We start from the raw sequence: 23,780 nt of genomic DNA, 5'->3' as shown, positions 1-23,780 counted from the left end.
GAATCATTTCCTCGGCGCTAATAGTTTCGATAAATAAAGAAAAAACAATGTAAGGAGAGTGAGTATGGAATTTCTCGCAATGATAATTGGTGCAGTTTTTTGTTTTTTAATTTGGATTTATCCAATCATTCGAATTGCGGCGTCCAACAGAACGTCTGGTGGTGAAAAGGTCGCTTGGTTATTGCTTACAATATTTGTTTTCTGGTTTGCTTGGATTTTTTATCTACTTTTGGCGCCGTTAAAAACCAGTCATTCCAAGTATCGAACCTACTAATTAACCACCACCTAGAATATATTTCTCTATCCGTTCAACCCTTCTGGGTTTTCCGGAAATCACCAATACATCCTTCGCTCGCAATTTAGTATGCAGCGGAGGATTTTCCACCTCTTGCAAGTCTCTTCTAAGGGCAACCACCTGAACGCGTTTATTACTTAAACCTAATTCATCCAAGGTTTTTCCATCTGCAAAGGCATTTTCAGTGATCACCACAGCATGCATAAATTCCAGTTTATCACGGGTTTCGAAACTGATTTCTGTAGTCTCTCCAGGAAAAAATCCATGCATATGAACATAACCTTTTTGTCGTTCATTGCGGATGCGTTTTAAAATACGAGACATCGGAATACCGGCATAGTGCAAGACCTGAGATATCAGCATTAAGCTACCTTCTTGAATTTCAGGGACCACTTGAAGAGCGCCTTCTTTGTATAGCTCATCCGCATGATAATCTTTGCGGGTACGTACAATAATTTTGATATCTGGAAAAAGATCTCGCAATACATGGATAAGGGTTTTGGCTCTTGCATGATTATCAAAAGTAACTATTGATAACTGCGCATGACGACCAATGGCTTTTTTCAATATATCTTTTTTTGTGGCATCACCATAATAGATATCTTCTCCGGCCGTTCTGGCTTCCTGGACGCGAATAGGATCACTGTCTATAACAACATATTGTAGCCCCTCAAGTTTCATCATTCGGGCGACAGTTTGCCCAACACGACCAAACCCAAGGATTACGGCATCAATTTTTCGCTCCTGTATCCTGTTTTCTGGACTTACACTCGGCAATTTTTGAAAGGACAGTTTTTCAGAAAGCCAATCGCTCTTGTCGATCAAACTAGGTGTAATTGCCATACTAACCAAACCTACACTGATGATTAAATTAGATTGGTAGGTTGAAATAACATTATTATCAGCCGCAAGGGCGGCAAGCACAAAACTAAACTCACCTATTTGCGCAAGTTTAAATCCAGCCGCCCAGGCATCACTACTTTGAATCTGATAAAGTTGGCCGATAAATTTAATCACGGCAGCCTTGGCCACAACTAATATGCCAACGCCGAGCAAAATCCAATACCATTCGCTGAACACAACATCTAACTTTAATTGCATGCCAACCGTAATAAAAAACAGCCCCATCAAAATATCTCTAAAGGGTCTAATATCCGCTTCCAGTTGATGACGATATTGGGATTCACTCAACATCATACCTGCTAAGAAAGCACCTAATGCCATAGAAAGACCAAAGGCATAAGTAGCACCTGCGGCTAACAAGGTGATTACTAAGGTCGTCAGTACAAAAAGTTCTTCCGTCTGGGTACGAGCAATTTCATTGTAAATTCTCGGTAATAGCCATTTACCAAAGGATAATAAGGCGGTCACGGCGATGACGCCCTTGAGTAACGCCAAAAGTACAGCTGTGGTGATGGACTGTCCGTCAGGCTGCGCCAACAAGGGAATAATGATCAATAAAGGGACAACTGCTAAATCTTGAAATAACAGTACACTTATCGCAATTTGAGAACGTCTGGTGTTAAGTCGTCCTTTGTCATCAATGGTTTTAATGACGATAGCAGTGGATGACAAGCCTAAAAGTGCGCCAAGAATAATAGAAGTGGAAAGATCTTGCCCCCAAAGCAAGGCGATAATGGCAAATAATGCCGTAGTGGCAAACATCTGCCCGCCGCCTACGCCAAAAACCAGCCGCCTCATCGCCATTAATTTGGCCAGAGAAAACTCCAAACCCAGGGTAAAAAGCAACAAAACAATGCCGACTTCGGCCGCCAAATGCATGGATTCTGATTCTGCAAAAAGGTCTAACAACTCGGGGCCGACGACTACCCCAGCGACTAGGTAGGCCAGAATTGGCGGGAGGTGAGCACGTTTAAACAGCCAAATAAAGGCTACCGATATAACCATTAATGAAAGGATGCTTAAAAAGCTATGCGTCATATTGGTTGGTCATCCATTTTAAAAATAGGCATGAATAATGCAAAGTTCGATTTAACGACGAAGCATTCAGTTTATTAACCTTGCGTTAATGATTGAATACTAAAGTAAAACGTGAGTAATTACCAAAATCGTCGATTTTTTGGCAGTAATAATCGAGGTAGACTATGGAAATCGGACTAATGTCTCAGGAAACAACGCAAAACGCATCACTTTTTACTGATGAAAGTGACTTAACAGTGCTTACCATGGCTGAGTCGGCCAATATTATGCGCGCTATGTTGTCTTCTATTGACCTAGAAGAACTTACCAACGATTATTTTCTCATTTTAGCAGAAAAATTACCCTGTACGTCGCTTAAACTGACTTTTGCTGATCAGGTTCTTAGAACCGGAAACGCTAAGGTTAGAGCACGTATTATGAAAATATCAATTTATTATGGTCAACCTTTTGGTACTCCTCAGCATGCACAATTAGCTTATTCGTTTAGCAAAGTTTTAACGCCCGTTCAGCGCAAACTTCTATCCGAAATTCATAGTATATTTGCTATGAGTTTAAAGCATGCTTTGGAGTATTATCGCATTAGCCAATTAGCCACCAAAGATGTACTAACGGGGTTAGGTAATCGTACCAATTATATCGAATCGGTGAATAAGCTAATTAGTATTTGCAAACGAAATAATGACACTTTCGGCTTACTAGTCTTTGATTTAGACAATTTTAAATCTGTTAACGACCGCTTTGGGCATCAAGAAGGTGATCAAGTGCTTATCGTCTTTGCACAAATACTTAAAAATTGTATGCGCGATAGTGATTACGCGTTTCGATTTGGTGGAGATGAGTTTTGTTGTTTGATGATCGATAGTACACCGAAAACAAATGCAATGATTGCCCAACGCATTACAAACGCTGTAAATAAGCATCCATTGTTTAGTCAATACGGTGTTTCAAGCAGTGTTGGTACTACCGCATTCATCCCCACAGATACTGCGGTTACAATATTTGAACGCGCAGATAATGCACTGTACAAAGCGAAACAAGCTGGTAAAAATCACATTATTGCAGCTTAGGGTGTAACTCTCTCTAAGCTCACCCCTTTACTATCGATTAGGGGTTTTGCATAGGCGCAATCAACATAAAGTTGCTCAGCAATAACCGCTAATAATTTATCACCAAGCATTAATAGCGGTATATTCTGCCTTTCCCAAGGTGGGATATTCCATTCTTTACACCAATCTTTTAACGCTTTTGTCGGACGGTTAGAAAAGGGTTTTATTGTTGCGGTGAGAACGCCATATTCCACTCGTAGTTGACTGTTATTTGGCAAGTGAAAATTCGCCGATTCTGGCGTTTGAGCCAAAGATAACCGAACATTGGCTGAGGAGATAGTAAAAGGAAATTCGGAAATTAATTGACTTTGGGGCTGTGGCGATGGTGTCTTATAAACATAAATCTTGTCATTAAATTTCGAAATAACGTTTTCACCCAAATTGACCTGAGGCTGCTTATCGGATTTGGCGTCAGGAAAAGCAACAATTTGATCTAGCTGGGTCGCATTCGGCAAGGGTAGATTCAATAATTCACACCAATAGCGAACAAATGCTGTTTTGGTCACATCTGACAGTAACGCGAACTTATCTACAAAAATAGATTTATCCTCGCCTAAAATGTCATTCGCCAATAAGGCCATGTATTCTTGTAATACTTGAGATTCGTCTGCACACCTTAACGCACTTTTTGCGAGTACTTTATTAGCCTCTGGCCAGCGTTGCTGTAAAACTGGCACTATTTGGTGACGCAAGAAGTTGCGGTCGAATTTTGTACTTTGGTTAGACTCATCTTCTATCCATTGCAAATTTTCATTTTTCGCAAAATCAAGAATTTGAGCGCGAGTAACCCCTAGCAAAGGTCGCAAATAGTGTAAATTATTTTGCAACTTGTACTCAGGCATTGAGCTTAAACCTTTGGGGCCTGCTCCTCGCATCAATTGAAGTAGCAATGTTTCCCCTTGATCATCTTGATGCTGACCAAGTAGAACTATACTTTGATTATCTAATCTTTGAGCAATTGCCTCATATCTAGCATCCCTAGCCGCTGCTTCGAGGCCTTTTTTTGCATCCTTTGCTACATCGACTTTAACTGAATAACACTTAATACCAAGTAATTCGCATTGATGCTCACAGTGCTGCTGCCATGCATCAGCATTAGAGCTAATTTGGTGATTAATGTGAATGGCTTTTAAAGTTTTGCTTTCTTTTTGCGCGTACTGAAGCGCTAGATGTAAAATGACAGTGGAATCGACGCCGCCACTATAAGCAACAACCAAATCCTCTTGATTGTTGCTATATTTTGATAGGACTTCGTCAAAATGCGATTGAATGTCTAACAAGGGGCAATGTTAACAATATCCGAACGACATTAAGCGTTCATATCTTTCTTGCATCAGGGCATCAGTGCTCAACGAAGATAGTTGCGCCAACTGTTGTTTTATTGTGGCTTTTAAATTCGCAGCCATAGCCGCATGGTCACGGTGTGCTCCTCCTAGAGGTTCATCCACAATAGTATTAATTAAGCCTAACTCTTTAATCTGTGGCGCGGTAACCCCCATAGCTTCGGCCGCGACAGGCGCTTTTTCAGCACTTTTCCACAGTATCGACGCACAGCCTTCAGGTGAGATAACCGAATAAGTTGAATATTGCAACATGTTCACTCTGTCACCCACTCCAATTGCCAAGGCACCACCAGAGCCACCTTCACCAATAACAGTACAGATAATGGGAACCTTCAATTCAGCCATGACTTTTAAGTTGGTAGCAATAGCTTCACTTTGACCGCGCTCTTCAGCGCCAACACCAGGATATGCACCTGGAGTGTCAATGAAGGTAATAATCGGCAAATTAAATCTTTCTGCCATGCGCATTAAGCGCAGAGCTTTACGATAGCCTTCAGGTTTAGGCATACCAAAATTACGTTTAATTTTTTCTTGGGTATCTCGGCCTTTTTGATGCCCAATTACCATCACCGGAATGCCATCTAACCGCGCTAAACCACCTACTATGGCTTTATCATCAGCAAAAGCTCTGTCACCCGCGAGTTCGTCAAATTCTTGTAACATGTGCTTGATATAGTCATGCGTGTACGGTCGCATAGGATGACGCGCAACTTGAGAAATTTGCCATGCACCTAAATTAGAAAATATTTTCCGTGTTAGTTCACCGCTTTTCTCACGTAGTTTGGTAATTTCTTCTTCTATACCAACATCGAACTCACCGCCTTGATTGACGAGGCGAAGTTCTTCAATTTTAGCTTCTAATTCAGCTATGGGTTGCTCAAAATCTAAAAAGTGTAGACCCATTTCTTATCCCAATTTATATCATTATTATTTATTGAAAAACTAACCTTACGTTGTCTTCGCCTAATTCATAGCGCAGACTGGTTAACAATTCATCATCTGGTCTAATATACCAATTATTGGCTGCAGCTAATCCAACCGCTACATCTGGATGTTCAATGTACAGATGTAAGGGGCAACTGCCACCCTTATAATTGTGTAGTATATCCTGAATTTTTGCCACTGACGACAAACTACAGGACGAAGACGTTAACGAAATGGCTAAATGTGAAGTATAGCGCGTTCTGGCATCCGCTAACGTCATAACTTCCGTGGCCGACATTGTATTGCTCCCTGAGTACTGATCAAAGCTGACCTGTCCACGAACCCAGAGTAAATTGTCACTTACTAGCAAATCTTCGTATTGCTCATACAGATCTGGAAAAAACCTAACTTCAAAGCGTGCACTTTTATCATCCAATGTCACCAAGGCCCAACGCCGACCTTTTTTGTTCATCATTACTCGAACGCCAAGCACCAAACCAACCACACTTATTGGGTTATCTTTGGACGTAGGCTTTACATCGACTAATTTGCAATCTGTGTAATTTTGTATTTCTTTTATGTATTGATTAATTGGATGACCCGTTAAATAAAGTCCAAGGGTTTCTTTTTCACCGTCTAGCCATACCTTGTCTGACCATTTAGGCACTTTCTTAAACGCATTGGCGACTTCTTTTTCACAGGTCATTTCTGTACCAAACAAGTCGCCCTGACCTGATAAAGCCGCGTTTGCCGTTTGCACAGCCATGTCTAATGCATCTTTTAGCGTAGCCATTAGAGAGGCTCTATGTGAACCACCAAATTTATCCATAGATCCTGCTAAGATCAGCTTTTCGATAACGCGTTTGTTTATTTTTTTCAAATTTACTTTAGCACAAAAATCAAACAGGTCGGTAAACTCACCTTGACTTTGTCGGGCTTCAATAATAGCTTCAACAGGGCCTTCTCCTACGCCTTTGATGGCCCCAATGCCATACACAATTTGACCATCTTGATTGACCGAGAATTTATATTGCCCTGAATTCAAATCTGGAGGTAGCACCTCTAAGCCCATGCGATTACATTCATCGATGAGGGTCACTACTTTGTCTGTATTATCCATATCTGCTGATAATACAGCGGCCATAAATTCAGCAGGATAATGGACTTTTAACCACAACGTTTGATACGAAACTAATGCATAGGCTGCCGAGTGAGATTTGTTAAATCCATATCCAGCAAACTTCTCTACCAAGTCAAAAATCTTCATTGCCAATTCTGGATCAATGTTGTTATTTTTTGCACCTTCTTCAAAGGTAGAGCGTTGTTTTGCCATTTCTTCAGGTTTTTTCTTACCCATGGCGCGTCGCAACAAATCCGCTCCGCCGAGGGAATACCCCGACATTTCTTGCGCAATTTGCATAACTTGTTCTTGATATAAAATAATCCCGTAAGTCGGTTGCAGGATCTCTTTTAAGCATTCATGCTGATAGGTGGCATCTGGATATGAAATATCTTCTCTTCCATGCTTTCTATCAATAAAGTTATCAACCATGCCCGATTGCAAAGGTCCGGGTCTAAATAGTGCCACCAAGGCGATAATATCTTCAAAACAGTCCGGAGAAAGACGTTTTATCAGATCTTTCATTCCGCGTGATTCCAGCTGAAACACCGCCGTAGTTTCAGCATTTTGAAGGTATTTAAACGATTTAGGATCGTTTAATGGGATTTGAGTAATATCGACATCTTTGTTTTGCACTTCTTTGATCATGTCGATAGCCCATTGAATAATGGTCAGGGTTCGCAGTCCCAAGAAGTCAAATTTAACCAATCCAGCAGTTTCTACATCATTTTTGTCGTATTGGGTAACAGGATTTGCCCCCGTATCATCACAATAAAGCGGAGAGAAATCTGTAATGGTTGTAGGTGAAATAACAACACCACCGGCGTGTTTACCCGCATTTCTTGTGACACCTTCAAGAATTCGCGCCATATCGATGAGTTCTTTAACTTCATCATCAGACGAATAGGCTTCGTTTAATCTAGGTTCGACTTCAAAGGCTTTTTTCAGCGTCATACCAGGATCCCCTGGCACTAGTTTTGAAATGCGATCGACAAAACCATAAGGATGCCCCAGTACCCTGCCGACATCACGAATTACGGCTTTCGCCGCCATAGTACCAAAGGTAATTATCTGGGATACCGCATCTCGTCCGTACATTTCTGCCACATGATCGATAACTTCGTCTCGTCGATCCATACAAAAATCGATATCAAAATCAGGCATTGAAACACGTTCGGGATTCAAGAATCGCTCAAATAGCAAATCAAACTCTAATGGGTCCAAATCGGTAATATCTAATGCATAAGCAACCAAGGAACCTGCACCTGAACCACGTCCAGGACCAACGGGAATATTGTTATCTTTACTCCATTGAATAAATTCCATTACGATCAAGAAATATCCAGGGAAACCCATTTGATTGATTACGTCTAACTCAATCCTTAAACGCTCGTCATATTCAACGCGTTTTACTTGCCTTTCTTGTTCGTCGGGAAATAAGGTAAGCAGTCGACGTTCTAATCCCTCTTCAGACACTTTCACTAAAAACTCTTCAGTAGAAAGATCGCCGGTAGGGAAATTTGGCAAGAAATATTTGCCTAAGGTTAATTCCACACTACAGCGCTTAGCTATTTCCACTGAATTTGCAATGGCCTCCGGAATGTCATCAAACAGCTCAATCATTTCTTGCGCACTACGCAAATATTGATATTGCGTGTAATTTTTTGGTCTGCGGTTGTCTTCTAGGGTATATCCCTCAGCAATACATACACGAATTTCGTGAGCTTCAAAATCTGCCGATTTCATAAATCGTACATTGTTAGTTGCTACTACAGGGATTCCTAGTTCCTCTGCTAACTTTACCGCCTGTTCAATATAGATATTTTCTTCTGGCTTACCTACTCTGCAAAGTTCCAAATAAAACCGATCCCCAAAAATGGAAAGATAATATTCAGCAACTTCTTTGGCTTGTTGGTACTTTTCTTTACTAAGCAGCATGCCTAAATCACTGTCTTGGCCACCTGAAAGTAAAATAACACCGTCGGAGTATTTTTGAAGCCATTGGGTCTGGGCTACCACTTTATGTTGAATATGGCCTTGTAAATAGGCGTCAGAAATCAAACAAGTAATGTTTTTATACCCTTGCTGATTCATCGCCAATAGGGTCATACAACCAATTTGATCTTCAATGTGTTGACTTAAAAAGTTAACGTCACATCCAACTATGGGCTTTATGCCTCGAGACATAGCGCCAGAATAAAATCTTACCAGACCACACATATTCATTTGATCAGTCACTGCAATTGCAGGCATATTAAGATCGACCACTTTATCCAGAATAGGGTTTACCTTATTCAAGCCATCAATCATGGAAAAGTCACTGTGGACTCGCAAATGAACAAAATCTGTATGCACCTTGTTTAAATCTCCGGTTAACCTTTTTTGGTAATAAGCTGTTGTACAGGTTTAAATGATTTTCGATGTATGTCAAGAGGCCCATATTCGGCTAATTTAGCCAAATGCACCTTGGTAGGATAACCTTTATGCTTGGCGAAGTCATAATTGGGGAAAGCTTGATCCAACAACATCATATCATGATCCCTGGCGACCTTAGCGATTATCGAGGCCGCAGCAATTTCAGGATGCTTATCGTCCCCTTTGACGATTGCTTGTGCTGAATATCCCCACACTGGCAAACGATTCCCATCTACTAAAATATGCTCAGGTGAAATGCTCAAGGCATCAACAGCTCTTTGCATGGCTAACATTGAGGCATGCAATATATTGATTTTATCTATTTCTATTGGCGAAGCTCTACCAATAGCCCAAGCCAGTGCCTTTTGGCGGATTTCTTGATCTAAGATATTACGCTTTTTCTCAGATAGTTTTTTTGAATCACGCAAGCCTTCAATGGGCTGACTTGGATCTAAGATGACAGCAGCAGCTACTACATCTCCTACAAGAGGTCCCCGACCAACCTCGTCCACGCCAGCAACTAACATCTTATTCGGACTCCATTAAATCTTTGATAGCTAATGCCGCTTGCTTGTCTGCATCGCACTTTAATTGGCGATGTATTTGCTCAAATTTTTCAATTAGCCCCTCTTGGGCATTTTGTGATTGCAAAATTAGGTGCTTACAAAGATTTTCAGGATTGACATCTTGTTGCAAAAATTCCGGCACCAATAGCTCATTGGCTAAAATATTCGGCAAGGCGAAATATTTGGGAATATATAAACGTTCCATCATTTTGTAGGTGATATATGACATCTTATACGCCACAACCATAGGGCGTTTACATAACATTGCTTCCAGACTCGCTGTGCCAGATGCTAGTAAAATTAGGTCAGACGCCATCATTACATCTCGGGCCGCGGCCTGTGTAACTTGAACTTCTATAGAAAGCGCTTTTTGCTTTAAAGCTGTTTCAATCTGTTGCTTTCTCGCTTGGTTTGCAGCAGGGATAATCACTAGAATTTCTTGGTGCTTATTGTAAAGTTGCGCAGTGTCGAGAAAAACATCTAACAGATTTTCAATTTCTTTTGCTCTAGAACCTGGCAACAAAGCTAATACCTGTTTATTAGTCTCTATAGCTAGCTTCTTCCGCACAGCTTCTTGATCAACTTTAATAGGTATCTCATCAGCCAATGTGTGTCCAACATATTGATAATGATAGCCATATTTATCATAGGTCGTTTTTTCAAAAGGAAAAATACCCAGCACCAAATTAGTTGCTTTAGCAATTTTATGAATTCGCTTTTCTCGCCAAGCCCAAACAGTAGGGCTAACGTAATGCACGGTCTTAATACCGGCTTGCTTTAACTTTGCTTCAACAGGCAAATTAAAGTCTGGGGCATCTACGCCAATAAAAACATCTGGTGGATTAGATAGAAAGTGCTGAAGAATTCTTTTGCGAATACCTAAAAGGCTTGGTAGATGTTTTACTACCTCGACCAAACCCATTACCGAAAGAGCGTTTATATCTTCATGACTTTTTAATCCGGCAGCTATCATATGCTGACCGCCGATCCCGTCAATGACAGCATCTGGGTAAAGCTGTTTTAACTCACGAATAAGACCTGCTGCAAGAACGTCACCTGACGCTTCTCCGGCAATAACGCCAATATGCAAAGGCTTAGCCATAGTTTATTTGCCTTTAGCGCGCTAGACCGCGGTTATTGGAGCGTAAAAAGTCGGTTAAAATAGCAAGTTCTGCATTTTCTTGGGTTAATTCATCTAGCTTAGTTAGCGCTTCTTCAACCGTATTACCTTGTCTGTAGATAATTTTATAAGCGCGTTTGATATTCAGTATTTGTTCTGCTGAAAACCCTCTTCGCTTGAGACCTTCAGAATTTATCCCTTGAGGCATTTGTTTAACGCCCGAATACATCACATAGGGAGCAATATCGCGCAGTACAATAGAGCCACCACCAGTAAAAGCATGAGATCCTAGATGGCAAAATTGATGAACAGCTGTCATGCCACCCAGAATAACAAAGTCTCCCATATGCACATGACCGGCTACAGCCACGTTGTTAGCCAAAATATTATCACTACCGATAATACAATCATGGGCCAAATGGGCATTTACCATAAATAAATTACGCGAACCTATTTTAGTAATACTGTTGTCTTGGACCGTACCACGATGAATGGTACAAGACTCTCTAAACACATTATCATCACCTATTTCTAAGTAGGTTTGTTCACCTGCATATTTCTTGTCTTGGCAATCTTCACCAATGGAACAAAATTGGAAAAATTCATTTCGCTTACCAATTTTTGTGTGACCTTTTACCACTACGTGGCTGCGGAGAACACAACCTTGTTCAATTTCTACATTATCACCAATGTAGCAAAAGGGACCTATACTGACGTCTTCAGCAATTTTTGCTGAAGGGGAAATAACAGATGATGGATGAATCATGTTAAAAGTCTCGCATTGCACACATAAATTCGGCGCTACATACTTCCTTGCCATCTACACTTGCAACACCAGCGAATTTCCAAATACCACGTTTTTCCTTAATCAGAGTGACCTTCATATCCATTCGGTCGCCTGGCACTACTGGTTGCTTAAAGCGAGCTTTATCAATACCTGCGTAAAGATATAACTTATCGCTTCTACCAACCGTTTTAAATCCTAAAACACCGGCTGCTTGAGCCAAAGCTTCTAGAATCAAAACGCCTGGAAAGATTGGATGGTCTGGAAAGTGGCCATTAAAAATCTGTTCATTAATTGAAATATTCTTATACGCAGTAATAGATTCGCCAAGAGTGTAATCTGTCACCCGATCAATCAATAGAAATGGATATCTGTGAGGTAACAACTCCATAATTTCTTTGATTTCTATAATATTGAGAGAATTTGCCAAGTATATCTCCTAATTATTTGGCTTTAATTGTGTTCAAAAGAACGTTGAGGCGCATAAGATAAGGCCTGAAAGGGAAAAAACAAATCAGACCAACGGACGTTGGCCTGATTTTTTCAGATTAGTTAGCTTTACTTACCTGATCAAGAACTTTTTGAGAGATATCAAATTCTTGTTTTACATAAGGGACTGCAGTTCTGTTTAAGACAAGGTCATAGCCTTCTTTAGCTGCAATGCCATCAATCGCCTGTTGGATTAAACCAAATAACTTTTGGCGTTCTTCGTTTGTGCGACGTTGGATGTTTTGCTGTAACGGCTGAGCTTTAGCTTGCAAATCTTGGCTAAGCGCCTGAATTTGCTCTTGTAATTTAACCTTTTCTTCTTCACTCATAGTAGCAGACTCACGCTGAAGTTTTTGTACCATGAAGTTACCATCAGACTGAAGTTTTTGGATTTCTTGACGTTGATCTCTAAACTCTTCATTGATGTTCTGTTCAATGGTGGCAATTTGCGGTAGAGATTGAAGAATCATTTGTACATCAACCACCCCGATTTTATCCGCTGCATTGGCAGCCATAGACATCATACTAAAGCCTGCTAATAAAACTACAGCCAGCCCTTTTTTCAAAATTTTCAAAATAACACTCCTCGGGTTTGTTATTGTTATAAATGTTAACGTAAAACGTACTGGATTATACCCTTTCTAGAAGGTCGATCCAATGTTGAAAGTAAAGAATTTTGCGTCATCGCCGGGTCTTTCTTTTAATGCATTAGAGAAACTGAAGACCATGGGTCCCATTGGCGAAATCCACTGCACTGATATACCCGCTGAACTACGATAATATTTCCAGTCACTATAATCAGCGAAAGCATTTTCACTTTCGCCGGCAAGATCAACATTCAAATTCCGATATTCGTCGTAATTGAACTCAGTGTCCCAAACGTTACCAATATCGAAGAAAATACTGGTTCTGACTGAATTATCAAATTCTGCTTCAACAAAAGGTGTAGGAACAATTAACTCCACTCCACCTATTGCCATTGCGTTACCACCTAAACTGCGTCGGGATAATTGCAAGGTATCTAAACTAGGATCACCAATAATAGGCGTTCCATTTGGAGTAGTACCGATGACATTTCGGCGGCGATATACACCACGCGGACCAACGGTGTTGTTTTCGAAACCACGTAAGGTGTCTGAACCACCAGCGGTAAAGTTCTCAGTGAACGGCAATATTTGTTCTATACCGTCCTTTTCACCATAACCATTACCATAACCCAATCGAGCACGTGCTAATACCGACCATCTCTGATTTCGGGTAAGTGGGAAGTACCACTTGGTATCAGCAACAAATTTAAAATAATTCACATCAGAATTTGGCGTAGTAATACTAAATGAAGCCCTTTGAGAAGAACCTGCTGTCGGGAACAAACCTCGGTTAAGCGTATTTCTGGTCCAAGTAGCAGAGGCTAAGAAACTATCGTATTCAATTGGTGCTTCAGGATCGTTGGGATCTTCAAATTGCTGATAGAACTGTCTAGTTTGTTCAAAACTTGTGTTATCAGACGTTAATTCAACATCTGAATAGGTCAATCCAAAACTGATGCGATTAACTTCATTAATCGGATAACCAATGTTGCCACCTAAAGACCAACGCTTGGTGTTATATCTAACCGTATTAAAATCGCTTCCATCAAATTCACTGTAAGCAATTGAGCCACCTAGGCTGATGCCATCAATGGTGAAATAAGGATCTAAATAGGTTAGCTGGGCAGTTTTCTGGTATGAAACCGTAGACAAGTTAATCCCTACTCTTTTACCCGTACCTAAGAAGTTATCTTGTTGAATACCGGCTTGTAAGCTTAATTTGGTAGCATCACCATAACCTATACCAGCAGTAAAGGAACCGGATGGCTGCTCTTTTACAGTAAAGTCAACATCGACTTTATCGTCTTCCGTCGGCAACCTATGGGTTTCGTACTCAACTTCTTCCATGTAAGTTAAACGAGACAGTTGTGCTTTTGAAGTTTCTAACAATTGGTCAGATAAATACGTACCTTCAAGCTGAACTGTGTTCTGACGCAATACCGCATCAGAGGTGACTGAATTACCTTTAAAGTTAATTCGACGAACGTAGATGCGTTTACCAGGATCAACCGATAAAGTTAGCTTTACCGTCTTATCTTCCTCGTTAATTTCAGGAATAGTTGTCACTGTTGGATAAGCGTAACCGAAGCGTCCAAGATAGTTAGCAACAAACTCTTCTGCATAAGTAACATCTGACTGATTGTATAAAGTGCCAGAGCGTATAGGTATCACTTGTGAAAGAAAGTTTTCAAAACCTAATAAATCACCTGATAACTCTATGTCTGAAATTGTGTAAGTCTCACCTTCAGAAACGTTCAAAGTGATGTAGATACCATCTTTTTCAGGTGACATTGAAACCTGAGTAGAGGTGATCGCAAACTGCAAATAACCTTGGTCTTTGTAATAACTGGTAATAGTTTCCATATCACCAGATAAGGTCTGTTGCTGATACCGAGTTTCGGACATAAAGTCCCACCATGGTGTGTCAAACTGCAGTTCAATCTGTTTTAGAAGTTCAGTGTCGTCGAAAACTTCGTTTCCAACCACATTAATTTGTTTAATTTTTGCTGCGTCACCCTCTTCAAATAAGAGTTTAAGATCTACTCGGTTTCTAGGAAGCGGTGTCACTATGGCTTCAACATCAGCGTTGTATTTACCAATACTATAGAAAAAGTCTTTTAATCCGTTTTCTATCGAAGTAATTACCGTGCGGTCTAAAGGCTCACCTACACGAATATTGGAGTTATCCAAACTTTCCTGTAACTGTTCATCCTTTATATCGTCGTTACCATCAAAGGCAATACTGGCAATTGTAGGACGCTCTTCAACCTCAATTATTAGGGTGTTTCCATCGCGAAACACCTCAACTCTTTCAAAGTGAGTCGATGAATATAGCGAGCGAATTAATTGCGTTATACGAAATTGATTGAGTGTATCTCCTCTTTGCACTGGGAGATATGTTAAGGCTGCGCCCAAAGCAACACGTTGAAGACCTTCAACACGAATATCTTCTACAACAAAATCATAACGCGATTGCGCAAATGACGATGATGAAGCGGCAAGTAATGCAGCAAGAATAAGTTTATTACACTTCATTTACTATCAAAAATCCAATATCTTGTGTCAGCTATTATTTTCGTTATATGTATCTCAGGATATCGTTGAATATTGCGGTCGCCATCACTGCGAATAACACGACACTCCCTATTCTAAATCCTAATTCCTGAACCGCCTCTGACACAGGCTTTCCAGTTATCCATTCGACAATAAAGTACATTAAATGACCACCGTCCAATACGGGAAGCGGCAAAAGGTTGATGATACCAAGATTTACACTAATTAGCGCTAAAAATGTTAAAAATTCCGTTAACCCATAACTAGCACTGGTACCTGCACCTTCAGCAATCGAAATAGGTCCGCTCAAACTCTTTACTGATAAATCACCAGTAAATAACTTGCCCAGCATTGTAAAAGTAACTGAAACTAATCTTCCCGTTTCCTCTACGCCATATTTGAATGCACCCCAAAAGCCGTATTCCACGGTGTGTACATATTTTTCTGGCCAGGGTTCAGAGTAAGGAATAACACCTAAATATCCTCTTCCGGGAAAATCTGGATGCTCCGCGAATTTGATATCAAATTCTAAGGTGCGATTATCCCTTTCAACCTGTATAACGCCATTTTGATTTAATCTTGGCTCAATCAAACCGACTATTTGGCTCCAGTTTTCTAAACTAGTTCCATCGATTGCGATAATTTTATCACCCGCTTTAAGACCAGCAACACCAGCAGGACTGTTTTCTTGCACTTGATATAGGGTTGTAGAAGTCTGTGGTCGATATGCGGTAATACCAAACGCATCAAAAATGTTCTGACCATCAGGATCAATTTTCCAGCCATTTATGGCAACAGTTAAATCTCTTTCTACGCCATTATCATCTTTTACTTTAATGGGCATAACATCTTCCCCACTAAAGGTCACCATTTGCATACTAACACTGCGCCAAGTTTGCGTTTGGGTGTCTCCAATTTGGACTATTTCATCTAGAGGTTGAACGCCAGCATTGTAAAAATAAGAACCTTGAGCGACTTCGGCGACCACAGGTTTCTGAGCTTGGTAACCAATCAGACCAATTACCATGGCGGCAAATATTGCGAAAATAAAGTTCACTATTGGACCTGCCGCTACTATGGCGAACCTCTGCCAAACAGGTTTAAAATTAAATGCGACAGCCTTATCTTGCTCTTCGAGTTCATCTACCCTTCCGTCTAACATTCGCACGTAACCGCCTAATGGAATTGCGGCAATCACGAACTCCATTCCGCTAGAGGTTATGCGCTTATACAAGGGCTTACCAAAACCGATGGAATAACGAATGATTTTCACCTTGCACAATTTTGCAACGTAATAATGCCCCCATTCATGGACAGCTACCAAAATACTGAGAGCTAATATGAAAAAGAAAATATTCTGGATAATAGACATTAGAGCGAAAGCTTCCTCACTAGATCATTTGCATAGTTACGACATTCTTTATCGTGGGCAATAATATCTTCTATTGACGCTAATGCAACCGAGTCAAACTTATTTACCACCTTGTCATTTACATTATAGATGTCCATAAAACCAATTCGTTCATTTAAAAATGCGTCTACGGCCACTTCATTACCAGCATTAAGCGCAGTTGTGGCAGATTGACCTAACTTACAAGCATGCATAGCCAAGTAAAGGTTGGGAAATCTAGATTCACAAGGCGCTTGAAACGAAAAATCCTGTAAACTAAAAAAGTCCAACGCTTTTACGCCAGATACTATCCGCTCAGGAAAAGCCAAAGCATGAGCAATAGGCGTTCTCATATCTGGGTTCCCCATTTGTGCAAGCACACTGCCATCAACATATTGCACCATGGAATGTATGGTACTTTGAGGATGAATCACCACCTTGATGTTATCTTCGGCAATACCGAAAAGCCATTTCGCTTCAATAAACTCAAGTCCTTTGTTCATCATAGAAGCTGAGTCAACGGATATTTTTCTGCCCATATCCCAATTGGGATGATTGCAAGCTTGATCCGGTGTTACCTTGTGAAGTTCATTTAACGGGAGCTCTCGAAAAGGGCCACCTGAGGCTGTTAACAATAAATGGGAAATACCTGATGATTGAGGATTGCCATATTGATAGTCTTTTGGCAGACATTGAAAAATAGCATTATGTTCGCTATCTACTGGAATCAAAGTTGCTTGATGTTGTTCTACCGCTTGAATAAACAACTCACCCGACATCACTAGCGATTCTTTGTTCGCCAACAAAACTTGTTTTCCAGCCTTAATTGCCGCCATGGTTGGTACTAGTCCTGCCGCTCCTACAATGGCAGACATAACAATATCGACGTCAGAATCCGAAGAAATATCACAAAGCGCCTGTTCACCAAATAAAATTTGAGTTTCTTTGATGTTGGCTTGGCTGAATAAATCTGCAAGCTGGTTTGCTTTTTCGGATGTTGTTACCACTACATATTTAGGTGAAAACGATAGGGTAATTTCTAATAGCTTTTGAAGCTGTGAATGACCTGATACGGCAAACACTTTAAATGCAGCCTGATTGCGCTGAATAACATCTAAAGTATTCAAGCCAATAGAGCCTGTAGCACCTAACACAGTGACGTTTTTAATAGCGGACATCATTACTTCCTAGCAACCACTATAGTATCAACATTAAGCATAAAAAGTTACGCCATCCAAACCACGTAACAAAAGGCAAAAACAGGGAATGCTGCAGTTAAGCTATCAATGCGATCCATAACCCCACCATGACCGGGTAACAATTTACCACTGTCTTTTATGCCTGCGCAGCGCTTAAACATAGACTCATTCAAATCACCTAAAGCTGATACGCCAACTGTAATTCCGCCTATCACGACATGAAGCCATATAATCGAAGGGTCTACTTGATAATGCATTGCAGCAAACGCGATGATGGCTAAAGATGCCATTACGCCACCTAATAGTCCTTCAAGGGTTTTCCCTGGAGATACATTCGGACGCAGTTTATGCTTACCAAATTTTACGCCAACGAAAAATGCCCCGATATCCGCAGCCCACACTATACCCAATACATAGAATAAAAGAGAAGCGCCATAAAAGGGATCAACGTCATACAAACTGGTGCGCAGACTTACGATAGCGACCCAAGTAGGAATCAAAGTGAGCACCCCAAATGCAGCACGAATTGGAATACTGTTTTTCCAGAACTGACTGTATTTAGGATAGGCAATTATCATAAATAGACTAAGTGCCCACCAAATCACTGCAATAGTTAAAATGCTAGTAAAAACAGGTGTTAATTGTCCTTGAACCCAAATAGATTCTGCATCTATGAAGTAAATCAGTAGACCACAAAGGCAACCAATAAACAGCATAAACCAGCCTTTGAATATGCGAATGGTAATGCCAGACATATTGGCCCACTCGTAGGCGCCCAAACAAACAACAGCTGCCACCGCTATTTTAAAATGCTCAATGGATAAAAATAGAATGGCAAATAACGCTAAAGGCGCCAGTACCAAGGCTGTAATCACACGCTGCTTTAACATTATTTTCGCTCAGGGTCTTCTGTCATAATTTGCTCACCTGTGAGACCAAATCGACGTTGTCTTGAAGAAAAGTCTTCAACTGCGGCTCTAAAAGCATCTTCATTAAAATCGGGCCAAAGCGTATCCGTAAAATAAAATTCTGCGTAAGCACATTGCCACAATAAGAAGTTGCTGATGCGATGGTCTCCGCCTGTTCTGATCAATAAATCTAATTCAGGTAAACCTTGGGTACTTAAAAATGTAGAAAATACGTCTTCGTCAATATTCTGAATATCGATCTGGCTATTTTTCACTTGCTCAGAAATCTGCCTAGCTGCATTTACAATGTCCCATCGTCCACCATAGTTTGCTGCTATATTTAAGGTTAGCGAGGCATTTTTTTCTGTGAGTTCTTCAGCCTGACGAATTTTACTCTGAAGCTTATCTGAAAACGCAGATAAGTCACCAATCACTTTGAGTCGTATGTCGTTTTTATGCAGGCGTTTCACTTCACTCTTTAACACTAATCCGAATAAGTCCATGAGCACACCGACTTCTTCTTCTGGACGTTTCCAGTTTTCACTGGAAAATGCAAATAATGTTAAAGATTCAATATCAGTCGCTCTTGCATACCGTACTGAGGCGCGCACTGCTTCTACACCAGCCTTGTGTCCAAAAGTGCGGCGTTTACCTCTCACCTGCGCCCAACGACCATTTCCATCCATGATGATGCCCACATGACGCGGCGCTTTTAGTATAGTCGCCGCCTCATTAGACATTTTTTCAGTCCTATTATTACTCATAAGACTGACGTTACACTTCCATCAATTCTTTTTCTTTATCAGCAAGTAACTCATCTACTTTTTTGATAAATTGATTGGTGATTGTTTGGATATTTTCTTCACCAGCGCGACTTTCATCTTCACTGATTTCTTTTTCTTTTAGCAATTCTTTGATATCGCTATTAGCGTCTCTGCGAACGTTACGAATCGCAATTCGACCTTGTTCAGCCTCAGCTCTTACCACTTTAATCAAGTCTTTACGACGCTCTTCAGTTAACGGAGGCATAGGAATGCGAATGGTGGAACCTGCTGACATTGGATTTAATCCCAAGTCAGATTGCATTATGGCCTTTTCGACCGCTTGAATTGAACTTTTATCAAAAACTGAAAGCGCTAGGGTTCTGGAATCTTCAGCCACTATATTTGCTAATTGTTTTAGCGGCGTATCTGCCCCATAATAATTCACCATTATGGTATCAAGCAAACTAGGGTGAGCTCTTCCTGTTCTAATTTTACTAAACTGTCCTTTTAATGCAGCAATACTCTTTTCCATTCGATCGCTTGCATCTAATTCAATTTCATCAATCATTTTATACCCTATTTTATTTTTCTTCAGGATGACATATTAGTGTGCCTTCGGCGTCACCAAGAACAACACGCTTCAAACATCCGGGTTGATTCATGTTAAACACCCGAATAGGCATATTGTGATCTCTTGCTAACGTAAACGCAGATAAATCCATTACTTTTAATTCTTTTTCTAGTACTTCTTGATAACTCAAGGTCTCTAACAATACTGCATCAGGATTGCTCACCGGATCAGAATCATAAACGCCGTCGACTTTGGTTGCCTTAAATACCGCATCAGCTTCGATTTCTATACCGCGTAAACAAGCGGCTGAATCTGTAGTAAAAAATGGATTCCCAGTACCGGCAGCGAATATTACTACTTTACCAGACTTTAATAAACTAATGGCATCGGTCCAATTGTAGGGGTCGCAGACTCCATTTAAAGGAATTGCAGACATTAAACGTGCGTTCACGTAAGCGCGATGTAAAGCATCTCGCATAGCTAAACCGTTCATTACAGTGGCTAACATACCCATGTGGTCACCCACAACTCTGTTCATGCCAGCTTTAGCTAAACCCTGACCTCTAAATAAGTTACCACCGCCGATAACTAATCCAACTTCGACGCCTAACTCAACCAGTTCTTTGATTTCTTGCGCCATGCGATCGAGAACTTTAGCATCAATACCAAAATTTTCTTCACCCATTAAAGCTTCGCCAGAAAGTTTTAGTAGAATTCTTCTATATGCCGGTTTTGGTGAAACACTCATGTTATTATTGTCCTTTCCTGCGTCGGTCTATTTTAGTTAAAAAAAAGCACCCCATTTGAGGTGCTCTAAGTGTATATTAACATTTCGCTAAGCAAAAGTCGGCAATGCAATTATTTCTTTGCTGCTTCCATTTGCGCTGCAACTTCAGCTGCGAAATCTTCAGTCTTCTTCTCAATACCTTCACCAACTTCAAAACGAACGAAGTTGATAACGTCTGCACCTTTAGATTTAAGTAGCGCGCCAACGTTAGTGCTAGGATCTTTGATAAAAGGTTGACCAGTTAAGCTGATTTCGCCAGTGAATTTCTTCATACGACCAACAACCATTTTTTCAGCGATGTCAGCAGGCTTACCAGATTGAACTGCAATTTCTACCTGAATAGCTTTTTCTTTTTCAACAACTTCAGCAGGCACATCTTCAGGCTTCACGTATTGTGGCGTTGCCGCAGCTACGTGCATAGCGATATCTTTCGCTAGCTCTTCGTCACCACCAGTTAGAATGGCAAGTACACCTATGCGACCACCGTGTACATAAGCACCTAGGTTATCACCAGAAATGCTAATTACGCGACGTGGAGAGATATTTTCACCGATTTTCGCAACAAGCGTGTCACGCGCGTCAGCTACGGTAGTACCGTCTAACTCAGCTGCATTCAATGTGTCGATGTCATTAATTTCGTTTGCTGCTGCAATTTCAACAAGTTTTTCACCGAACGCTAAGAAGCCTTCATCTCTTGCTACGAAATCAGTTTCACAGTTTAATTCCAACATAGTGGCTTTGTTGCCATCTACTTTGGTTAAAATTACACCTTCAGCGGCAATTCGGCCGGCCTTTTTGGCTGCTTTCGCCTGACCAGACTTACGCATATTTTCAATGGCTTGCTCGATATCGCCATCGGTTTCAACCAATGCTTTTTTACAATCTAGCATACCAGCGCCAGTGCGCTCGCGTAGTTCTTTTACCAGTGCTGCAGTCACTGCCATGGTTCTATTCCTCAATATTTAATTTTTAAAAAAGGAGACCTCGGTCTCCTTGATAAACTTGATAGAAGCGAATTATTCGCCTTCTACTACAAACTCGTCTTCAGCTACAGCTTCAGTTCCGCCATTTTTACCTTGTAAAACAGCGTCAGCAGCAGCGTTAGTATAAAGCTGAATTGCACGGATAGCGTCATCATTACCAGGAATGATGTAATCAACACCGTCAGGGTTAGAGTTAGTATCAACAACAGATACTACAGGGATACCCAAATTACGTGCTTCAGTGATAGCGATGTGCTCGTGATCAGCATCAACAACAAAGATAACGTCTGGTAAGCCGCCCATGTCCTTGATTCCGCCTAAGCTGCTTTCTAGCTTAAACATTTCACGCTCAAGCAATAACACTTCTTTTTTAGTTAACTTGTCAAAAGTGCCATCTTTGCTTTGAGACTCAAGTTCTTTTAAACGGTTGATTGATTGACGAACTGTTTTCCAGTTAGTCAACATTCCACCTAACCAACGCTTGTTTACGTAGTATTGACCACATTTTTGCGCTGCTTCTTTTACTGCTTCCGATGCTGCACGCTTAGTACCAACAAAAAGTACTTTACCTTTACGGTTTGCAACACTTGTTAAGAAACTTAAAGCTTCGTTGAAAAGAGGGACTGTTTTTTCAAGGTTGATAATATGAACCTTGTTGCGAGCACCAAAAATGAAAGGTGCCATTTTAGGGTTCCAGTAACGTGTTTGGTGACCAAAGTGCACGCCAGCTTGGAGCATGTCACGCATAGATACGTTTGCCATGATAATATTTTCCTATTGTAGGGGTTAGGCCTCCACATATCCTTAATTCCGATCCTTACCGACTATTCGCATAATCGTCAAAGACACCCCGAAACCAAGTGATGATATGTGTGTGTATTTAAATTAAGTTATGCTATTTTCATCGTTTAAACGAAAATAGCGCGCGCTTTATACCACCTCAATGTTTATTTGGCAAGTAAAATCCCCTTTTAGCCGCTATTTTTTGACATCTTCGTATAACTCTACTTCATTTGGTTATATTCCCTGTGAATGAGTAATATCGGTTTTTCGTGTTTATGTTATAATGCCGCGATTTTAAGTTGCCTAATGCTATAAAGCCTTAATTTAATTAATGAATGGAGTTGAATCTTGGGTATCAATATTAAAACACCTGAAGAAATCGAAAAAATGCGCATTGCTGGCAAACTTGCGTCAGACGTATTAGTAATGATTGGTGAGCACGTTAAAAAAGGGGTCACTACAGAGCATCTCAATCAACTGTGCCATGACTATATCGTTGATGTGCAAGGAGGCATTCCAGCACCGCTAAATTACGGCCATCCTCCATTTCCAAAATCCATTTGCACCTCGGTAAATCATGTGATTTGTCACGGTATTCCAGGCGATAAGAAACTTAAAGACGGCGATATTGTGAATATCGACGTTACGGTTAAAAAAGACGGTTATCACGGCGATACATCTAAGATGTTTGTGGTTGGAAAACCTTCTATTATGGCTGAACGCTTAATTCGCGTTACCCAGGAATGTCTGTATAAGGCTATCGAAATTGTTAAACCTGGCGTTAAGCTTGGAGATATAGGGCATATTATTCAACAGCATGCTGAAGGCCACCATTACAGTGTTGTACGAGAATATTGTGGTCACGGTATAGGCGCAGGTTTTCACGAGGACCCTCAAGTAGTCCATTATGGTCGCCCCAATACTGGTGAAGAACTGGTGCCAGGTATGTGCTTGACTATTGAGCCGATGATAAATGCTGGTAAACGATATTCTAAAATACTACCTGATCAGTGGACAGTGGTGACAAAAGACCGAAGTTTAAGTGCCCAATGGGAGCACACTTTGTTAGTTACCGAAACAGGCGTAGAGATACTGACCCACAGAGAAGAAGAAAGCATTCCTAACGTTTTCAATCATTAATTAGCTGAAGGA

The 23,780-nt window shown here is 40.7% G+C and carries 21 protein-coding genes; 3 read left to right on the top strand and 18 right to left on the bottom strand.

Features of this window, described 5'->3' with window-relative positions; translation table 11 throughout:
- The first annotated feature begins 64 nt into the window (after nt 1–64).
- Complete coding sequence (locus tag ACNKW3_RS13685) at nt 65–274, top strand: hypothetical protein (RefSeq protein WP_427399871.1); 210 nt, start codon at nt 65–67, stop codon at nt 272–274.
- On the opposite strand, the gene ACNKW3_RS13680 is transcribed toward ACNKW3_RS13685, so the two are convergent.
- Nucleotides 275–2,236 (bottom strand): cation:proton antiporter, encoded by a 1,962-nt coding sequence (locus ACNKW3_RS13680; RefSeq protein ID WP_427399870.1) that lies wholly within the window; start codon nt 2,234–2,236, stop codon nt 275–277.
- A 179-nt stretch (nt 2,237–2,415) separates the two neighbouring features.
- On the opposite strand from ACNKW3_RS13680, the gene ACNKW3_RS13675 reads away from it, so the two are divergent.
- Complete coding sequence (locus tag ACNKW3_RS13675; protein WP_427399869.1) at nt 2,416–3,303, top strand: GGDEF domain-containing protein; 888 nt, start codon at nt 2,416–2,418, stop codon at nt 3,301–3,303.
- Here the strand turns inward: ACNKW3_RS13675 and tilS are convergent.
- The 17 genes from tilS to rpsB form a co-directional block, all read right to left on the bottom strand.
- The gene (tilS, locus tag ACNKW3_RS13670; protein ID WP_427399868.1) at nt 3,300–4,622 is read right to left on the bottom strand and encodes a tRNA lysidine(34) synthetase TilS; all 1,323 of its coding nucleotides are present in this window, start codon (nt 4,620–4,622) and stop codon (nt 3,300–3,302) included. The genes ACNKW3_RS13675 and tilS overlap by 4 nt on opposite strands.
- Nucleotides 4,623–4,631: 9 nt before the next feature.
- The gene (accA, locus tag ACNKW3_RS13665; protein WP_427399867.1) at nt 4,632–5,588 is read right to left on the bottom strand and encodes an acetyl-CoA carboxylase carboxyl transferase subunit alpha; all 957 of its coding nucleotides are present in this window, start codon (nt 5,586–5,588) and stop codon (nt 4,632–4,634) included.
- 28 nt (nt 5,589–5,616) lie between these two features.
- A complete protein-coding gene (gene dnaE / locus ACNKW3_RS13660) occupies nt 5,617–9,084 on the bottom strand; it encodes a DNA polymerase III subunit alpha (RefSeq protein WP_427399866.1) in 3,468 nt (1,155 codons plus the stop codon).
- Between the two features lie 17 nt (nt 9,085–9,101).
- Nucleotides 9,102–9,671, bottom strand: coding sequence for a ribonuclease HII (gene rnhB, locus ACNKW3_RS13655; RefSeq protein ID WP_427399865.1), 570 nt, complete (start codon nt 9,669–9,671; stop codon nt 9,102–9,104).
- Between the two features lies 1 nt (nt 9,672).
- Complete coding sequence (gene lpxB / locus ACNKW3_RS13650; protein WP_427399864.1) at nt 9,673–10,812, bottom strand: lipid-A-disaccharide synthase; 1,140 nt, start codon at nt 10,810–10,812, stop codon at nt 9,673–9,675.
- Between the two features lie 13 nt (nt 10,813–10,825).
- Complete coding sequence (lpxA, locus tag ACNKW3_RS13645) at nt 10,826–11,596, bottom strand: acyl-ACP--UDP-N-acetylglucosamine O-acyltransferase (RefSeq protein ID WP_427399863.1); 771 nt, start codon at nt 11,594–11,596, stop codon at nt 10,826–10,828.
- Nucleotide 11,597: 1 nt separating this feature from the next.
- A complete protein-coding gene (fabZ, locus tag ACNKW3_RS13640) occupies nt 11,598–12,044 on the bottom strand; it encodes a 3-hydroxyacyl-ACP dehydratase FabZ (protein WP_427399862.1) in 447 nt (148 codons plus the stop codon).
- 118 nt (nt 12,045–12,162) lie between these two features.
- Complete coding sequence (locus tag ACNKW3_RS13635) at nt 12,163–12,678, bottom strand: OmpH family outer membrane protein (RefSeq protein WP_427399861.1); 516 nt, start codon at nt 12,676–12,678, stop codon at nt 12,163–12,165.
- Between the two features lie 66 nt (nt 12,679–12,744).
- On the bottom strand, nt 12,745–15,225 hold the full coding sequence (gene bamA, locus ACNKW3_RS13630; RefSeq protein ID WP_427399860.1) for an outer membrane protein assembly factor BamA: 2,481 nt from the start codon (nt 15,223–15,225) through the stop codon (nt 12,745–12,747).
- Between the two features lie 43 nt (nt 15,226–15,268).
- A complete protein-coding gene (gene rseP / locus ACNKW3_RS13625) occupies nt 15,269–16,615 on the bottom strand; it encodes an RIP metalloprotease RseP (RefSeq protein ID WP_427399859.1) in 1,347 nt (448 codons plus the stop codon).
- Nucleotides 16,615–17,802, bottom strand: a complete 1,188-nt coding sequence (gene ispC, locus ACNKW3_RS13620) for a 1-deoxy-D-xylulose-5-phosphate reductoisomerase (RefSeq protein ID WP_427399981.1) — start codon at nt 17,800–17,802, stop codon at nt 16,615–16,617. The genes rseP and ispC overlap by 1 nt, the downstream gene beginning before the upstream one ends.
- A gap of 56 nt (nt 17,803–17,858) precedes the next feature.
- Entirely contained in the window at nt 17,859–18,722 is an 864-nt protein-coding gene (locus ACNKW3_RS13615; RefSeq protein WP_427399858.1) for a phosphatidate cytidylyltransferase, read from the bottom strand.
- Nucleotides 18,722–19,480 carry a polyprenyl diphosphate synthase gene (uppS, locus tag ACNKW3_RS13610; protein ID WP_427399857.1) on the bottom strand — a complete coding sequence of 253 codons (759 nt, stop codon included), beginning with the start codon at nt 19,478–19,480 and terminating at the stop codon, nt 18,722–18,724. Before uppS ends, ACNKW3_RS13615 begins: the two co-directional genes overlap by 1 nt.
- 34 nt (nt 19,481–19,514) lie before the next feature.
- The gene (gene frr, locus ACNKW3_RS13605; protein ID WP_427399856.1) at nt 19,515–20,072 is read right to left on the bottom strand and encodes a ribosome recycling factor; all 558 of its coding nucleotides are present in this window, start codon (nt 20,070–20,072) and stop codon (nt 19,515–19,517) included.
- 13 nt (nt 20,073–20,085) lie between these two features.
- Complete coding sequence (gene pyrH, locus ACNKW3_RS13600; RefSeq protein ID WP_427399855.1) at nt 20,086–20,823, bottom strand: UMP kinase; 738 nt, start codon at nt 20,821–20,823, stop codon at nt 20,086–20,088.
- 110 nt (nt 20,824–20,933) lie between these two features.
- The gene (tsf, locus tag ACNKW3_RS13595) at nt 20,934–21,806 is read right to left on the bottom strand and encodes a translation elongation factor Ts (RefSeq protein ID WP_427399854.1); all 873 of its coding nucleotides are present in this window, start codon (nt 21,804–21,806) and stop codon (nt 20,934–20,936) included.
- A 72-nt stretch (nt 21,807–21,878) separates the two neighbouring features.
- On the bottom strand, nt 21,879–22,607 hold the full coding sequence (gene rpsB, locus ACNKW3_RS13590) for a 30S ribosomal protein S2 (RefSeq protein WP_427399853.1): 729 nt from the start codon (nt 22,605–22,607) through the stop codon (nt 21,879–21,881).
- Between the two features lie 369 nt (nt 22,608–22,976).
- On the opposite strand from rpsB, the gene map reads away from it, so the two are divergent.
- On the top strand, nt 22,977–23,768 hold the full coding sequence (gene map / locus ACNKW3_RS13585; protein ID WP_427399852.1) for a type I methionyl aminopeptidase: 792 nt from the start codon (nt 22,977–22,979) through the stop codon (nt 23,766–23,768).
- Nucleotides 23,769–23,780: the final 12 nt, after the last annotated feature.

The organism is Glaciecola sp. 1036, assembly GCF_050306235.1.
GTDB lineage: Bacteria > Pseudomonadota > Gammaproteobacteria > Enterobacterales > Alteromonadaceae > Glaciecola.
This window is presented reverse-complemented; position numbering and strand designations above follow the sequence as displayed.

Coding starts and splice junctions, on each gene's coding strand:
- lpxB (WP_427399864.1), bottom strand. CDS start 10,812: ATGGCTAAGCCTTTGCATATTGGCGTTATTGCCGGAGAAGCGTCAGGT.
- ACNKW3_RS13685 (WP_427399871.1), top strand. CDS start 65: ATGGAATTTCTCGCAATGATAATTGGTGCAGTTTTTTGTTTTTTAATT.
- ACNKW3_RS13680 (WP_427399870.1), bottom strand. CDS start 2,236: ATGACGCATAGCTTTTTAAGCATCCTTTCATTAATGGTTATATCGGTA.
- frr (WP_427399856.1), bottom strand. CDS start 20,072: ATGATTGATGAAATTGAATTAGATGCAAGCGATCGAATGGAAAAGAGT.
- rseP (WP_427399859.1), bottom strand. CDS start 16,615: ATGTCTATTATCCAGAATATTTTCTTTTTCATATTAGCTCTCAGTATT.
- ACNKW3_RS13675 (WP_427399869.1), top strand. CDS start 2,416: ATGTCTCAGGAAACAACGCAAAACGCATCACTTTTTACTGATGAAAGT.
- rnhB (WP_427399865.1), bottom strand. CDS start 9,671: ATGTTAGTTGCTGGCGTGGACGAGGTTGGTCGGGGACCTCTTGTAGGA.
- bamA (WP_427399860.1), bottom strand. CDS start 15,225: ATGAAGTGTAATAAACTTATTCTTGCTGCATTACTTGCCGCTTCATCA.
- accA (WP_427399867.1), bottom strand. CDS start 5,588: ATGGGTCTACACTTTTTAGATTTTGAGCAACCCATAGCTGAATTAGAA.
- pyrH (WP_427399855.1), bottom strand. CDS start 20,823: ATGAGTGTTTCACCAAAACCGGCATATAGAAGAATTCTACTAAAACTT.
- rpsB (WP_427399853.1), bottom strand. CDS start 22,607: ATGGCAAACGTATCTATGCGTGACATGCTCCAAGCTGGCGTGCACTTT.
- lpxA (WP_427399863.1), bottom strand. CDS start 11,596: ATGATTCATCCATCATCTGTTATTTCCCCTTCAGCAAAAATTGCTGAA.
- ACNKW3_RS13615 (WP_427399858.1), bottom strand. CDS start 18,722: ATGTTAAAGCAGCGTGTGATTACAGCCTTGGTACTGGCGCCTTTAGCG.
- uppS (WP_427399857.1), bottom strand. CDS start 19,480: ATGTCTAATGAGGCGGCGACTATACTAAAAGCGCCGCGTCATGTGGGC.
- tsf (WP_427399854.1), bottom strand. CDS start 21,806: ATGGCAGTGACTGCAGCACTGGTAAAAGAACTACGCGAGCGCACTGGC.